The following is a 14,719-nucleotide window of genomic DNA, read 5'->3' as shown; positions in this document are numbered from 1 at the left end:
TAGGCTGATACTATCGAATGCAAGCATTAGAAAGAATATGGAGATATATATGAATTTAACAACAATTTTATACAATGTCGCTAATGGTATAGGCACATTAACTTTTAACCGTCCGGATGTGTCGAATGGTTTTAATGTTACTATGTGTAATGAAATCCTTAGTGTCATTGAAGCAGCAGAAGCCGATTCAAATGTACGTGTACTATTGATTAATGCAGTAGGCAAAGTGTTCTCTGTAGGCGGTGACCTACAAGAGATGAAACGTGCTGTTGAAGAAAATGATCAACAATCTTTAGTTGAAATTGCTGAATTGGTGATGAAGATTTCTTTTGCCATGAAGCGCATGTCAAAACCAGTTGTTATCAGCACTAATGGTGCGGTAGCAGGGGCTGCATTTAATATGGTTCTTGCTGCAGATTTGTGCATTGCATCTACGAATAGTCGATTCATTCAAGCCTTCGTTAATGTAGGGTTGGCACCTGATGCAGGAGGGATGTTCCTATTGACTCGTTCTGTAGGGATTAACCGGGCTATGCAATTAGCCATGACTGGTGAAGCTGTACCTGCTGATAAAGCAAAAGAATATGGCTTTGTTTACAAGGTGGTAGAACCAGAAGCTTTAGAAAAGCAAACAGACCGTTTGGTTACACGTTTGGCAAAAGGGCCAGAGTTATCTTACAAGGCAATGAAGGAAATGATGTGGGCTAGTTTCTTTGCTGGTTGGGAAGAATATGCAGAATTAGAGGTTCAATTGCAAGCCTCCTTAGGATTCTCTGAGGACTTTAAAGAAGGCGTACGTGCTTATGCAGAACGTAGACGCCCTAAATTCGGTTAATCCTTTTGGAAAATTTACTCATACAATAATACGATAATGGATACTGGTGGTGGCGGCGGGTGTTACAATACGCTATAGCCAGTATCTTTTTTTGCTATACTCCCCCTCTTTTCTATTGTGTGTAAAACGTATATAATACATGATATGGTGACGGTAGGTCACATAAGAGGAGGGGCTGCGTAATGGCTCAAGATATTATAAAACATTTCCCTACTATCGAAACAGTGACAGAGGAAATGGCCAAGGATTTTATAGCAGTAACGAATAAGTATATTCACGATACGGGACATTGTATTGTAGGGATTACTGGTGGTACTGCCATTAATGCATTATTAGAGGTTTTGAATAACAACGATAATATAGATTCTGTTGATTGGGAACATATTTTCTTTTTGTGGACTGATGAACGGTTTGTGCCACAATCCAACCCGGATAATTATTTTTCCAGCTTGAAACCGACCTTATTATGTAAGGTTCGTGGTGCAGCTCATTTCCTGCCTATTGATACAAATGGAAAAACTGTATTAGAGGCGGCAGAAAATTACGAAAAAGAAGTCCGTACCGTATTGAAACGTTGCCAAAAAACAGCCATGGATTTAGTTATTCTTGATTTAGGTAGTGATGGACATACAGCGGGCTTGTTCGCAGGTTCTCATGCTCTTCGTGAACTCAATCATGAGGTGGTGCCGGTTGAGGATGGCAAGGTGTGGGAACGTATTACTATGACGTTCCAATTTTTGGCAAAAACAGAAACTGTTTGGTTTACAGTGGTAGGTGATGCAAAACGGTCTGCTTTATCTAAGGTGATTAATCAACGGTGGGATTATGAAGATACACCTTGGGATGAAAGAATCGGCCGAGTGCTTCCTGGGGCGGTACTTTCACAAGCTACCATCACCTGGTATGTAGATGATGCAGCCTATAAAAAGTAAGATTAGTATTTGTATTCTTTAGTTTGGAATTGTGTAGTTATGTAAAAAATGTTAGTAAGTTTCAATTACATGATGTACACTAGAATTAGGAAACCTCACTACGAGTGGTAGTGACTATGATGTATACACAAGGAGACCCTTATGTTTAATTTTGGTACACCTGAATTAATTTTAATCTTGATCATCGCCCTTGTTGTGTTTGGCCCTGGTAAATTACCTGATATTGGTAAAGCGCTTGGTAAGGGTATTAACGAATTCAAAGGTGCTGTCGGCGGGGGCAAGCAAGCTGTTGACGAAGCAAAAGAAGTCGTAAAAGAAGCGACTACTATTGATGTAGAAGTAGGCTCTAAAAATGATGACAAACACAAAGAGGCAGACAAATAATAGGAGGTATTTTTATGTGTAAAGATTGCGGATGTGGAGAAAATAACGGCAATGTAACAAAAGTATTCCGTGTGCCAGCTATGATGTGCGGTAATTGTAAGGCCTCTGTAGAAGGTGCCACAATTGGTTTACCTGGTGTAATGAGCAGCGAAGTAGATTTGCCTGAAAAAGATGCAGTTATTAGTTTTGACCCTGCTAAAGTAGATGTGGGTACAATTACAAAGGCTATTGAAGCAACTGGTTTTGAAGTAGAAGGCGTTCGTGATGCTGAACATAGCCATACATCTGGTGGTTTACTTGGCGGTTTGAAACGTTTATTCAAATAGGAAGTATAGGCAATGATTCGTAAGTTCGATGAAGAGAATTTTACTTGGGAGGGCGTAAATACGCTAGTCTATAAACAAGATGGCAGTCCCTTTAAAGATGTAACGAGACAAGTATTATTTGATGGTGCCTTTGACATTCCCTGTCAATTTCGCTATTTTGAATGTAAACCTGGTGGATACTCTACACTGGAATACCATGAACATACTCATATGGTAATGATATTCCGCGGTAAGGGGCAGATGCTCTTAGGCGATGCCATTCATGATGTGAAAGTAGGGGATTTTGTTGAAATCCCTAGTAATACTATCCACCAATTCCGAGCCAATAAAGGTGATTATATCGGATTTTTATGTCTTGTAAACCAAGACAGAGATAAGGTAAAATTGCTCACTGACGAAGAATTACAACAATTACAGGAAAATCCAAAAATAAAGGAATTTTTAGAAAACTAAAAATCTCTGTAGAATGGACGAATGTTTCTCTTGCATAGTCTTCTATAACGTGTTAAGATAAGAACATCATTTACAGATTTTTTTAGGAGGACGCATGTTACTTATTAGCTTGTTGGTTATCGCGCTGGTCGTGATTATTAAAAACATTCGAATTATGAACAACAACTTAACACATGCTGTCTTAGAAGTTCCGCGAATGGCTTAATATACAATCAACAAGTTCTTATATTTTATTAGTTCTTTGTTTTATATATAAACCCAAGGGTGTATTAGCTTGCTTTTACAAAGGAACCTGTAAAGAACAATTATACTATTGCAAACTTTTAAGACGATTCTATGGAGTCGTCTTTTTTTTGTTAGTAAGTGCCTCATTACATTAGGTGATGTAGTGAAAGCACTATGAGATAAGGAGATTATCATGAGTACACGTAGTGAAAATTTGACTCAAGGGGTCACTCGAGCACCACACAGATCATTATTGAAAGCACTTGGTTTTGTTGATGAGGAAATGGGTAGACCTATTATTGGTATTGCGAATTCCTTTAATGAAATCATTCCTGGTCACGTACATTTAAAAAATGTCGTACAAGCCGTAAAAGACGGTATTCGTAATGCTGGTGGCGTGCCAATCGAGTTTAACACAATCGGTATTTGTGATGGCCTAGCAATGAATCATATCGGCATGAAATACTCTTTGGTAACTCGTAATATCATTGCTGATTCCATCGAAGCCACAGCTATGGCAACACCATTCGACGCAATGGTGTTCATCCCTAACTGTGATAAAGTTGTACCTGGTATGTTAATTGCTGCTGCTCGTTTGAACATTCCATCCGTATTCGTTAGTGGTGGTGCCATGCTAGCAGGCGTGCATAAAGGCAAAAAAATCGGCCTATCAGACGTATTCGAAGCAGTTGGTAAACACCAAACTGGCGAAATGGACGACGCTGAATTGAACGTCATTGAAAATAATGCGTGTCCAACATGTGGTTCTTGCTCTGGTATGTACACAGCCAACACAATGAACTGCTTAACAGAGGCATTGGGCATGGGGCTTCCAGGTAATGGCACTATCCCAGCTGTATATTCCGAACGTTTACGTTTGGCTAAGCTCGCTGGTATGCAAGCTGTAGCGGTATTGAAAGCGGGATTGAAACCAAAAGATGTAATGACTCGCGAAGCCTTCGAAAATGCAGTGGCAGTAGATATGGCGTTGGGTGGTTCTTCTAATACAGCGCTTCATTTACCAGCCATTGCTCATGAGGCAGGCGTGTCCTTAACATTAGATGATTTTGATGCTATCGCAGCTAAGACACCTCAACTATCTAAATTGTCTCCATCTGGCATATACTTCATTGAAGACTTGTATGCAGCAGGTGGTGTATCTGCAGTAATGAAACGTTTGGCTGAAAATGGTCGCCTACACACAGATGCACAAACAGTGGCATTGAAAACACAAGGTGAAATCACTGCGGCAGCTGTGGTCGTTGACGAAGATGTTATCCATCCTTGGGACAATCCAGTTCATGAAACTGGTGGTATTGCCGTATTGAAAGGTAACCTAGCAGAGGACGGCTCTGTTGTAAAAGCTGGCGCCGTTGATCCAGAAATGCAAGTTCACTCTGGTCCTGCCAAAGTATTCAACAATGAAGAAGATGCAGTTGATGCTATCATGGCTGGTAAAATTGTAAAAGGTGACGTTGTGGTTATCCGCTACGAAGGTCCTAAAGGTGGTCCTGGTATGCGCGAAATGTTAACACCAACATCCGTTATCACTGGCATGGGTCTTGGTAAAGACGTAGCGTTGATTACTGATGGACGTTTCTCTGGTGCTACACGTGGTGCTTCCATTGGTCACGTATCTCCAGAAGCCGCTCAAGGTGGTACTATTGCAGTGGTTCAAGATGGCGATATCATCAATATCGATATTCCTAAGGGCAAATTAGAAGTGGCGTTGTCTGATGAAGAGATTGCAAAACGTAAAGCTGCATTGCCTCCATTCAAGAGCACTATAACAGGATATTTGAAGAAATATGCATTACATGTATCCTCCGCAGCACAAGGTGCCATCGAAATTTTAGAAGACTAATGGGAAGGTGTCGTATGCATAAGTTATATGATTTTATGGAAGCCCGTGAACGTTTATCTACTGTAACGGTGAAAACAAAATTAATCCATAGTGATGTGTTTTCCCAAGAATGTGGCAATGACGTCTATATTAAACCAGAAAATTTGCAAATTACTGGTTCTTTCAAAGTACGCGGTGCGTATAATAAGATTTCTAAATTATCTAATGAAGAAAAAGAACGTGGTGTAATTGCAGCCTCTGCGGGCAATCATGCGCAAGGGGTAGCCCTCGCAGCAAAACGCCTTGGTATTAAAGCTGTCATTGCGATGCCAAAACATACACCGCTCATCAAGGTAAAAGCAACAAAACAATATGGTGCAGAGGTTGTATTGCATGGTGAAATCTATGACGAAGCATATCAAAAAGCTGTAGATTTACAAAAAGAAAAAGGCTATGTCCTTGTACATCCTTTCGATGATGAAGATGTCATTGAAGGCCAAGGTACCATTGCTCTTGAAGTGTTAGAAGAATTACCTGATGCGGATGTATTATTAGTACCAGTCGGTGGTGGTGGTCTTGTAGCTGGTATCGCTGCAGCTGCGAAATTGAAAAATCCACAAATTAAAGTCATTGGTGTAGAGCCAGAAGGCGCAGCTAGTGCCTTGGCGGGACTCAAGGCGGATCATCCAGTACCATTGGCTGAGGTGGCTACTATTGCAGACGGTACAGCCGTCCGTACCATCGGTAGTCTTACATTGGACTATATTAAAGAATATGTTGATGAAGTAGTTACCGTGTCTGACTATGAATTGATGGAATCCTTCTTACTTCTTGTGGAAAAACATAAATTAGTGGCGGAAAATGCCGGAATACTTTCACTAGCAGGACTCAAAAAATTGAAATGCCGTGGTAAAAAGGTAGTATCTATTTTAAGTGGCGGTAATATTGATGTACTTACGATTTCATCTATGATTAATAAAGGTCTCATCGTACGTGGACGTATATTCACATTCTCTGTTAATTTGCCAGATAAACCAGGGCAATTGGTGGCTGTATCTGAGTTATTAGCGCGAGAAGATGCAAATGTAATCAAGCTAGACCATAATCAATTCAAAAACCTCGACCGTTTCCATGAAGTAGAATTGCAAGTAACGGTTGAAACAAATGGGGAAGATCATATCCGTAAAATCACGGAAGAATTTGAAAAATGTGGGTATAAAATTACACGCTTAAATTCTAGTAGTTTAGGTTAAGTGTTGAATACACAGTACATATCGTAAACAGTACACATAAATACATATAACATGCGAAAGTAGCATATTAATTTAGAAAAGAGAAAGGACATATATGAGTGGGGAAATGATTAAGGGCGCACGTATTGTTCTTGAAACCTTGCATCGCCTTGGGGTAACCGATATGTTCGGTTATCCAGGTGGTGCAGTAATACCAATTTTTGATGAAATTTACAGTTTTCCTGAAATCAAACACTATTTTGTTCGTCACGAACAAGGCGCCGCACATGCAGCTGATGGGTATGCTCGTGCTACTGGCAAAGTGGGCGTCTGCTTGGCCACATCTGGTCCTGGTGCTACCAATCTTGTGACTGGTATTTATACAGCTCATATGGATTCTGTACCAATGCTAGCTATCACTGGCCAGGTGGGCACTGGATTAATCGGTAAAGATTCATTCCAAGAAGCAGACATTTCTGGTATTACTATGCCGATTACAAAACACAACTATCTTGTACAAGATATTCGTGACTTGCCACATGTATTGAAAGAGGCTTATTATATTGCTGGTTCTGGCCGCCCAGGTCCTGTATTGGTAGATATTCCTAAAAATATACAATGTCAATCGCTTACGATGAGTGAGTTTAACAAGTTGTTTGAGGCTCCTGTCTCTTTGGAAGGCTATGATCCAACCTACAAAGGTCATCAAGGTCAAATTAAAAAAGCAGTATCCATGATTAAATCTGCAAAGAAACCTTTGATTATTGCTGGCGCAGGTGTGTTGAAATCCAATGCTATGGCGGAGCTCAAAACATTGGCAGAAACAGTGAATATTCCTGTTACTAATACATTGCTTGGTTTGAGTTCATTCCCAGGGGACCACGAATTATCTTTGGGGATGCTGGGGATGCATGGCACAGTAGCTGCTAACTTTGCTACCGAAGAGGCTGACTTGGTAATCGCTGCAGGTATTCGTTTTGATGATCGTATCACTGGTGATGTAGATCATTTCTGCCCAAAAGCAAAAATTATTCATATTGATATCGATCCTGCAGAAATTGATAAAAATGTAACTATAAATATTCCTATCGTAGGCGATTTGAAACAAGTATTGACGGAAATTAATGCTTTTATTGAGCCAGCAGATCACGATAAATGGTTGGCCCAAATCGCTGAATGGAAATCCGAATATCCAACGGTGGTTCCTGAAGGCGATGGCACTACTATGATGCCACAATACGTACTTTCAAAATTGAACGAGTATGCTAACGAAGATGCCATCATTGTAACTGACGTGGGACAACATCAAATGTGGGCCGCGCAATATTTAACATATAATCATCCAAATACAATTTTATCCTCTGGTGGTGCTGGTACCATGGGGTATGGTGTGCCTGCAGCAATGGGCGCGCAGGTGGGCCAAGCGAAACGCCAAGTTATACTCGTAGTAGGCGACGGTGGTTTCCAAATGACCATGGAAGAATTGATGATGATGAAACAATATAATTTGCCTGTGAAAATCCTCATTGTGAATAATGCGTTCCTTGGCATGGTTCGTCAGTGGCAAGAAATTTTTAATGACCGACGTTACTCCTTCGTTGATTTAGAGGTGAGCCCTAATTTCATCAAAATTGCAGAGGCTTATGATCTACCAGCTGTACGTCTAGATACACAAGCTGAATTTGATGCACAATTCAAGGACTTGATTCAATCTGATACAGGTGTGGTTATTGATTGTCGAGTTAGCCGAGAAACAAATGTATTCCCAATGATTCCAGCTGGTGAACCAGTGAAAAATATGATGGGCTTGAAAGGGGTGCTTGAGAATGAATAAGGAACATCAAGTGCTAATTATAGCGAAAAATACAAGCGGTATTGGTACTCGTATTTTGGCACTCTTTAACCGTCGTGGCTTTAATGTGTCTAAAATGACATCAGGGGTAACTAATAAACCAGGTTATGCTCGGTTGACATTGACTGTTGATGCCGATGATACATCGTTAGATCAAATTCAAAAACAAATTTACAAAATCATCGATGTAGTGAAAGTAAAGGTACTCCCAGAATCAGATGTGGTGTGTCGCGAATTAATGCTTATCAAGGTGAAAGCTACGGCAACTACACGATCTCAGATCGTACAAATTGCAGATGTTTTCCGTGGTAATGTACTAGATATTTCGCCTAATTCCATGATTATTGAAGTAATCGGAAGCGTAGAAAAACTTCGAGGATTCGCAGACATTATGGAAACGTATGGTATTTTGGAAATGGCAAAAACTGGTATTACCGCAATGAGCCGGGGTGAAAAAATTTAAGTGCCGTACAATACAGAAAAGTCTGGTGATATTATGACAGCAGAAAACACTGCTAATGCTAGCGAAACAGGCATTAATAGTAGCGCTACCGCAACGGGCATTACTAGTAGTGATACCGAAATAGGCATTACTAGTAGCGCTACCGCAACGGGTATTGCTAGTAATACTATTGATGTAGATAATGAGATTCTTCACTATGAGAAGATTACGTTTCGCCGTGATGGTCGCCCTATTTTAAAGGGTGTCAACTGGCATGTGAAACGTGGTGAAAATTGGGCTTTATTAGGCCTAAATGGGGCTGGAAAATCGACTATGCTCAGTATGATTCCAGCCTATCAAATCCCAACAACGGGTATATTACGTGTATTTGGCCACGAATTTGGTAAATACGCGTGGGTTAAAATTAAAAATCGTCTTGGCTTTGTAAGCTCTACATTGAGTCAATTTCAATCTACATTGAATAAACAAACGGTAGAGGACGTGGTTATTTCTGGTCGCTATAATACTATAGGTATTTATCAAGTAGTAGAACCAGAAGTTCGAAGAAAAGCACAGGATTTGATGGGAAAATTCCAGATAACCCATTTAGGAAATCATCATTTTCGTACACTTTCACAAGGGGAACAACGACGTACATTGTTGGCCCGAGCTATTATGAGTGAACCAGATTTGCTCATCCTTGATGAACCATGTTCTGGTCTCGATTTGCCAGCTCGTGAAAGTTTTTTACATACAGTGGAATCTCTTGGTGTAGAGCATAATACTCCATATATTTATGTATCTCATCAAATTGAAGAAATTATGCCATCTATTACGCATGTAGCGTTACTACGAGATGGTGAGATGGCATACCAAGGTAAAAAAGAAGATATACTCACCGATGAGATTCTTAGTGATTTATTTGATATGCCTGTTCACGTTGTATGGGAACGTGATCGGCCTTGGGTGATTGTTCGGTAGTTCGAACTCTATGCATTGAATTTGTGCATATACCCTATGAATACTAGGTATAAGTAGTCTGTGATTAGAGTGCATATACACTAGGAACTTATGAAGTTACAATGTATATTGTAACGATACAATTGTATTTTACAGCTTGCTTTTATGAGTAAGATTGTGTAAAGTAAATATATTATGTATTCGAATGGAATATGAGAGAAATTTGGAGGTTTATCTATTATGGCAGGTAAAATTTTAGGCACTACAGTTTATTATGATGCGGATTGTAATTTGAGCAAATTGGAAGGCAAAAAAATTACTGTATTGGGTTTTGGCTCTCAAGGTCATGCTCATGCATTGAATTTAAAAGAAAATGGTTTTGATGTTACAATTGGTCTTCGTAAAGGTTCCAATCGTTGGGCTAAAGCTGAAGAACAAGGTCTTCCAGTAAAAGAAACTGCAGAAGCTGTTAAAGATGCTGACATCGTTATGGTATTGATTCCAGACGAATTACAAGCTGATGTGTATGCAGCTGACATTGCACCAAACTTGAAACAAGGTGCATACCTTGCATTTGCTCATGGTTTTAACATCCACTTTGGCAAAATCGTACCTCGTGAAGACGTTAACGTATTCATGGTAGCGCCAAAAGGTCCTGGCCATTTAGTTCGTCGTACATACCAAGAAGGTTCTGGCGTTCCTTGCTTGTACGCAGTAGAAAAAGATCCATCTGGTGATACTGAAGAAGTAGCATTGGCATGGGCATCTGGTGTAGGCGGTGGCCGTTCCGGTATTTTGGAAACTAACTTCAAATCCGAAACAGAAACTGATTTGTTCGGTGAACAAGCTGTTCTTTGTGGCGGTGTAACTGAGTTGATCAAAACTGGTTTTGAAGTATTAACAGAAGCTGGTTATGAACCAGTTAACGCTTACTTCGAATGCTTGCATGAAATGAAATTGATCGTAGACTTGATCTACGAAGGTGGTTTCGGTAAAATGCGTCATTCCATCTCCAACACAGCTGAATACGGTGACTACTATGCTGGTCCTCGCGTAATCACTGCGGATACTAAAAAAGCAATGGAAGAAATTCTTCGTCGTATTCAATCTGGTGAATTCGCTGATGAATTCTTGGCTGACTCCAAAGCTGGCCAACCATTCTTGAAAAAGAACCGCGAAGCAGCAGCAGAACACGGCATTGAAAAAGTTGGTTCTGAATTGCGCGGCTTAATGAGCTGGTTGAAATAATTCTTTAGAGAATTAACATCACACATAGGTACCCTGAATCGTCCTTGGCGGTTCAGGGTATTTTTGCGTTTGATGCACTATCTTGTGGCATGGAGGTTCTGCTTCTTTGGTCCATTCATTTTATATCCATCCATCACGACGAGTGATGGATGGGGAATAAAATGAACGAGATAAAGAAGCAGAAGCTCTATTGTGCAACAGTCCATCCACACTATATCGAAATTTATCAAAAATTTGTGGTATAATTATCTTTTAGAGAAGAGGTGAAGGCGTGAATAGGCAAGATTTAATCGACCGCTTACAACAACTACATACTAATGAATCCAGTCGCATTACCATCAACCCTCATGCGCAGCAACGTGTGGCTATCGTATATCCAAATACGTATTTTGTGGGCATGAGTAATTTGGGTTTGCACATTATTTATGAGGAAATTAATGCGCATCCGTCTTGCGTGTGCGAGCGTATTTTCCTGCCTGAGAAAAAGGAACTCGAAGCATACGAGAAAACGAAGACTCATTTGATGAGTGTGGAAACGCAACGGTCGATGGATCAATTCGACGTCGTAGCCTTCGATATGACCTTTGAGATGGACTATTTTAATATGCCATTAATGCTTCGCCATGGCCGTGTGCCTGTGATGAGTTGCGATCGCACAGAGTTTGACCCTATCGTTATCGCTGGGGGCCCTTGTGCGACGTTTAATCCAGAACCGTTTGCTGATTTTGTGGATGCTTGCATTGTCGGTGAAGGGGAAGGGATTATTACAGATCTCCTTGCGGTGATTCGTGATGGAAAATTTGAGGGACTAGAACGTCATGAAATCCTCTTTAACTTGAGCCAATTAGCTGGTGTTTATGTGCCATCCCTGTATACGCCATTGTTTGATGAAAATGGTACTTTCACAGGCTATGACATTGCAGCGGGCGTACCAGCGACGGTTAAACGTCATTTTGGCGCTCTCACCAAGGCTGGTGAAACGGTAGTAGCCACTGATTTTACCGAGTTCGGTGCTATGTATATCGTTGAGGTGGCGCGCGGTTGTGGGCGTCATTGTCGATTCTGCATGGCCGGATATTGTTATCGCGTGCCTCGTGTGCGTGATCTTGATATTTTGAAAGCCGGTGTAGACCGTGCAGAGGCGCTCGGCAAAAAGGTGGGCCTCATGGGGGCAGCTATTTCTGATTATCCTGAAATCGATGAGCTGGTTAAATATATTCGATCCAAAGATATGCGCTATTCCTGTGCATCTCTACGCGCCGATTCGCTCACCCAAGAGGTGGTGGATGGCTTAGCCGACAGCGGACAAAAAACAATTACCATTGCCCCTGAAACGGGTAGTGAACGTTTGCGTCGTGTTATCAACAAGGGGATTAGCGAGGAAAATTTACAGACCGCAGCTACCTTGTCTGCCAAATCAGGTATTCAACATATGCGTTTGTACATTATGATTGGGTTACCGACGGAAACGGATGAGGATATCGAAGCAATTGTGGGGATGGCGGAACGTACGCAAGCTTATATGGCAGAGGTAGGCTGTAAAGGTCGTTTGACATTGAGCATCAATCCTTTCATTCCAAAACCATTTACGCCATTCCAATGGATGGGTATGAACCATCAAAAGGAAGTAGATCGTAAACTCCAATATATCAAGAAATCATTGCAGAAAAATCGACGTATCGAGGTGCTCATCGAGTCCCCTAAAGAGGCGTATATTCAAGGTGTTCTCGCTCGTGGCGATCGTCGCCTTGGGGCCGTTCTTGCAGCGTGTGCTCTTGATCGTGGTAGTAAATCTTTCAAAGCAGAAATGAAGGCTGCGGGCCTTGATATGGACGAATTTAATTATCGCGAACATGATTTCAAAGAGGTATTGCCATGGAGCATACTCGATATGGGCTTGTCCGAAAATTATTTGGAACAAGAATGGTATCGTTCGGTAGACGAGGCCTATACGAGTCCTTGTATGGCCGGATGTAAACGCTGTGGAGTATGTAAATAAATGTAGATAATTGCTACAGTAATAGTAGCGGTACATTAGAAAGGTGACAATATGAGCACAGAATATAAAACAATCATTTCGGTGACATCCCAGTTGTCAGAACCTTGGCAATTCGAGTCACCTACACAGTTTGATCGATATCCAGTTGTGATGGGTTCAACTTATCGCGAGGGCGGCGTGTCTAAGGAGCCGTGCGCATCATTAAATTTGGCCTTTCATGTAGGAGATAATCCGGATGATGTGGTGAAAAATCGCGCGCTATTGGCCAGCTATTTACATGTGAATCCCGCGCGCATGACCTGTGGCAATCAAGTGCATGGTCTTAATGCTGTCCAAATTACAGAAGACTTTATTGGTGCTGGCGCCTTCGGTGAAAGCACCGCTATTAACGATTGTGATGCCATATTTACAAATATCCCGAACGTTCCGTTATTATTGTTTACCGCAGACTGTGTGGCAGTTGGAATTTATGATACCGCACAACAAGCAGTTGCTGTAGTACATGCGGGATGGAAAGGTGCTATTGGTCATTTGCCAGTCATTACCATACAGGCAATGACAAAGGCTTATGGTACAAAACCAGAGGATTGTATTGTATTTTTAGGCCCTAGCATTGGACCTGAATCCTTTGAGGTGAATCAGGAATTAGCGGACCGATTTGTAAAATCCTATGAAGTGATTGTTAAGCCCTTGAATGAAGATGAACACGCTGATAATACAAAATCTACAAAATCTACGGAACCTACAGAATCTACAGAATTTACGGAATCTACGGAATCGTCAATGGACGTATTATTGACGAGGGGCTCATCGGCACCTATTGTTCGGTATATCAAACGCCCTGGTGCAGAGGTAGAGACACCACATGTAAATCTGTGGGAATTTATTCGAGCAGATTTAGTACAATTGGGTGTGCCTAATGATAACATTACGATTGGTGGCACTGATAGTATGGTAGATGAACATTGTTTTTCCTATCGCCGCGAGGCCGGGAAAACAGGTCGAATGGCTATGTTCGGAATGATAAAATAGAACATAAATACGTTTTTTAGGACTTTCAGAAAAAATGCAAAAAAATATCGCAAAAAATGGCGAAAATTCGGCATTTTTAGAGTGTTTTTGTATACATTCGAGAATAAATATTATATAATATACTAGCCTATAGAATATTTTAGCTATACATTCTTTTGACTTCATGTCTGAGGAGTAGCAAAATGAATAGGAACATCCTTAACTATTGTGAGGAGGTTACATTATGATTGAAGAATCCCTGCATTTAGTACAGCAACGAATGGCGGATGCTATGAGACGCGCAGGACGTGTAGATAGTGCTCTGCTCGTGGCAGTTACTAAGAATCATCCTGTATCGGCTGTCGAAGAGGTAGCTCGATTAGGCGTAACACATGTAGGCGAAAATCGCGTGCAAGAAGCGAAAGAAAAACAATTAACATATAATGGTCCACAGCTCGTGTGGCATTTGATTGGTCATTTACAGGTCAATAAGGTACGTCAAGCTGTTCCTATGTTTGACTTAATACATTCCGTGGATAGTCGAAAATTGTTAGAGGAAATCGAAAAAGTGGCTGTGAAACATGACAAGGTGCAAGATGTTTTGCTCCAGGTTAATGTGGCGCGAGAGGAAAGTAAATCAGGATTATCTGTTGAAGAGTTTCCTGAAGTACGGGACTTTGCTAGTACATTACCCCATGTAAGAGTGAGAGGATTAATGTGCATGGCCCCATTTTATGATAATCCAGAGGATGCACGACCAATTTTTAAAGTAGCCAATGCTTTGTATGAAGATATGAAGCGCTTTTACCCAAACGGGCAAATTAAGTATTTGTCTATGGGCATGACACATGATTTTGAAGTAGCCCTTGAAGAGGGTGCCAATATTGTACGCGTAGGAACTGCTATTTTTGGTGAGCGCGTATATAACTAGTAACGTTTTGTACTTTCACCATTGTGAAGGACACAAAATATCATTT

General features: G+C 40.9%; 14 protein-coding genes. All 14 read left to right on the top strand.

The window, feature by feature from the left end; genetic code table 11:
* Positions 1 to 49: 49 nt before the first annotated feature.
* The 14 genes from fabM (at position 50) to RVY80_RS08030 (ending at position 14,673) form a co-directional block, all read left to right on the top strand.
* Entirely contained in the window at positions 50 to 835 is a 786-nt protein-coding gene (fabM, locus tag RVY80_RS08095) for a trans-2-decenoyl-ACP isomerase (RefSeq protein WP_317330193.1), read from the top strand.
* Between the two features lie 182 nt (positions 836 to 1,017).
* A complete protein-coding gene (gene pgl / locus RVY80_RS08090; RefSeq protein ID WP_317330192.1) occupies positions 1,018 to 1,767 on the top strand; it encodes a 6-phosphogluconolactonase in 750 nt (249 codons plus the stop codon).
* A gap of 141 nt (positions 1,768 to 1,908) precedes the next feature.
* Positions 1,909 to 2,151, top strand: coding sequence for a twin-arginine translocase TatA/TatE family subunit (tatA, locus tag RVY80_RS08085; RefSeq protein WP_295190032.1), 243 nt, complete (start codon positions 1,909 to 1,911; stop codon positions 2,149 to 2,151).
* Between the two features lie 14 nt (positions 2,152 to 2,165).
* Positions 2,166 to 2,477 carry a heavy-metal-associated domain-containing protein gene (locus RVY80_RS08080; RefSeq protein ID WP_317330189.1) on the top strand — a complete coding sequence of 104 codons (312 nt, stop codon included), beginning with the start codon at positions 2,166 to 2,168 and terminating at the stop codon, positions 2,475 to 2,477.
* A gap of 12 nt (positions 2,478 to 2,489) precedes the next feature.
* Positions 2,490 to 2,930, top strand: coding sequence for a cupin domain-containing protein (locus RVY80_RS08075; protein ID WP_295190026.1), 441 nt, complete (start codon positions 2,490 to 2,492; stop codon positions 2,928 to 2,930).
* A 418-nt stretch (positions 2,931 to 3,348) separates the two neighbouring features.
* Positions 3,349 to 5,019: a dihydroxy-acid dehydratase gene (gene ilvD, locus RVY80_RS08070; RefSeq protein WP_317330188.1), complete on the top strand. Its 1,671-nt coding sequence runs from the start codon at positions 3,349 to 3,351 to the stop codon at positions 5,017 to 5,019.
* 14 nt (positions 5,020 to 5,033) lie between these two features.
* The gene (ilvA, locus tag RVY80_RS08065; protein WP_310746312.1) at positions 5,034 to 6,251 is read left to right on the top strand and encodes a threonine ammonia-lyase; all 1,218 of its coding nucleotides are present in this window, start codon (positions 5,034 to 5,036) and stop codon (positions 6,249 to 6,251) included.
* Positions 6,252 to 6,345: 94 nt separating this feature from the next.
* Positions 6,346 to 8,064: a biosynthetic-type acetolactate synthase large subunit gene (gene ilvB, locus RVY80_RS08060; RefSeq protein ID WP_317330185.1), complete on the top strand. Its 1,719-nt coding sequence runs from the start codon at positions 6,346 to 6,348 to the stop codon at positions 8,062 to 8,064.
* On the top strand, positions 8,057 to 8,545 hold the full coding sequence (gene ilvN, locus RVY80_RS08055; RefSeq protein ID WP_295193695.1) for an acetolactate synthase small subunit: 489 nt from the start codon (positions 8,057 to 8,059) through the stop codon (positions 8,543 to 8,545). The genes ilvB and ilvN overlap by 8 nt, the downstream gene beginning before the upstream one ends.
* Before the next feature lie 33 nt (positions 8,546 to 8,578).
* Positions 8,579 to 9,505 carry an ABC transporter ATP-binding protein gene (locus RVY80_RS08050; RefSeq protein WP_317330184.1) on the top strand — a complete coding sequence of 309 codons (927 nt, stop codon included), beginning with the start codon at positions 8,579 to 8,581 and terminating at the stop codon, positions 9,503 to 9,505.
* A 219-nt stretch (positions 9,506 to 9,724) separates the two neighbouring features.
* Positions 9,725 to 10,732 (top strand): ketol-acid reductoisomerase, encoded by a 1,008-nt coding sequence (ilvC, locus tag RVY80_RS08045; RefSeq protein WP_295190014.1) that lies wholly within the window; start codon positions 9,725 to 9,727, stop codon positions 10,730 to 10,732.
* A gap of 271 nt (positions 10,733 to 11,003) precedes the next feature.
* Complete coding sequence (locus RVY80_RS08040; RefSeq protein WP_295193698.1) at positions 11,004 to 12,731, top strand: radical SAM protein; 1,728 nt, start codon at positions 11,004 to 11,006, stop codon at positions 12,729 to 12,731.
* Between the two features lie 51 nt (positions 12,732 to 12,782).
* Positions 12,783 to 13,763, top strand: coding sequence for a polyphenol oxidase family protein (locus RVY80_RS08035; RefSeq protein ID WP_295190009.1), 981 nt, complete (start codon positions 12,783 to 12,785; stop codon positions 13,761 to 13,763).
* 223 nt (positions 13,764 to 13,986) lie between these two features.
* On the top strand, positions 13,987 to 14,673 hold the full coding sequence (locus RVY80_RS08030) for a YggS family pyridoxal phosphate-dependent enzyme (RefSeq protein WP_317330183.1): 687 nt from the start codon (positions 13,987 to 13,989) through the stop codon (positions 14,671 to 14,673).
* Positions 14,674 to 14,719: the final 46 nt, after the last annotated feature.

The sequence above is a fragment of the Veillonella absiana genome (genome assembly GCF_032970865.1).
Lineage (GTDB): Bacteria > Bacillota > Negativicutes > Veillonellales > Veillonellaceae > Veillonella > Veillonella absiana.
The sequence above is the reverse complement of the archived record's forward strand: the minus strand, read 5'-3'. Positions and strand labels throughout refer to the sequence as shown.

What these genes read in the sequence shown, in the direction of transcription:
- ilvC (WP_295190014.1), top strand. Translation starts at nt 9,725, where the DNA reads ATGGCAGGTAAAATTTTAGGCACTACAGTTTATTATGATGCGGATTGT.
- RVY80_RS08080 (WP_317330189.1), top strand. Translation starts at nt 2,166, where the DNA reads ATGTGTAAAGATTGCGGATGTGGAGAAAATAACGGCAATGTAACAAAA.
- RVY80_RS08030 (WP_317330183.1), top strand. Translation starts at nt 13,987, where the DNA reads ATGATTGAAGAATCCCTGCATTTAGTACAGCAACGAATGGCGGATGCT.
- RVY80_RS08050 (WP_317330184.1), top strand. Translation starts at nt 8,579, where the DNA reads ATGACAGCAGAAAACACTGCTAATGCTAGCGAAACAGGCATTAATAGT.
- fabM (WP_317330193.1), top strand. Translation starts at nt 50, where the DNA reads ATGAATTTAACAACAATTTTATACAATGTCGCTAATGGTATAGGCACA.
- ilvB (WP_317330185.1), top strand. Translation starts at nt 6,346, where the DNA reads ATGAGTGGGGAAATGATTAAGGGCGCACGTATTGTTCTTGAAACCTTG.
- tatA (WP_295190032.1), top strand. Translation starts at nt 1,909, where the DNA reads ATGTTTAATTTTGGTACACCTGAATTAATTTTAATCTTGATCATCGCC.
- RVY80_RS08075 (WP_295190026.1), top strand. Translation starts at nt 2,490, where the DNA reads ATGATTCGTAAGTTCGATGAAGAGAATTTTACTTGGGAGGGCGTAAAT.
- RVY80_RS08035 (WP_295190009.1), top strand. Translation starts at nt 12,783, where the DNA reads ATGAGCACAGAATATAAAACAATCATTTCGGTGACATCCCAGTTGTCA.
- ilvD (WP_317330188.1), top strand. Translation starts at nt 3,349, where the DNA reads ATGAGTACACGTAGTGAAAATTTGACTCAAGGGGTCACTCGAGCACCA.
- ilvN (WP_295193695.1), top strand. Translation starts at nt 8,057, where the DNA reads ATGAATAAGGAACATCAAGTGCTAATTATAGCGAAAAATACAAGCGGT.
- pgl (WP_317330192.1), top strand. Translation starts at nt 1,018, where the DNA reads ATGGCTCAAGATATTATAAAACATTTCCCTACTATCGAAACAGTGACA.
- ilvA (WP_310746312.1), top strand. Translation starts at nt 5,034, where the DNA reads ATGCATAAGTTATATGATTTTATGGAAGCCCGTGAACGTTTATCTACT.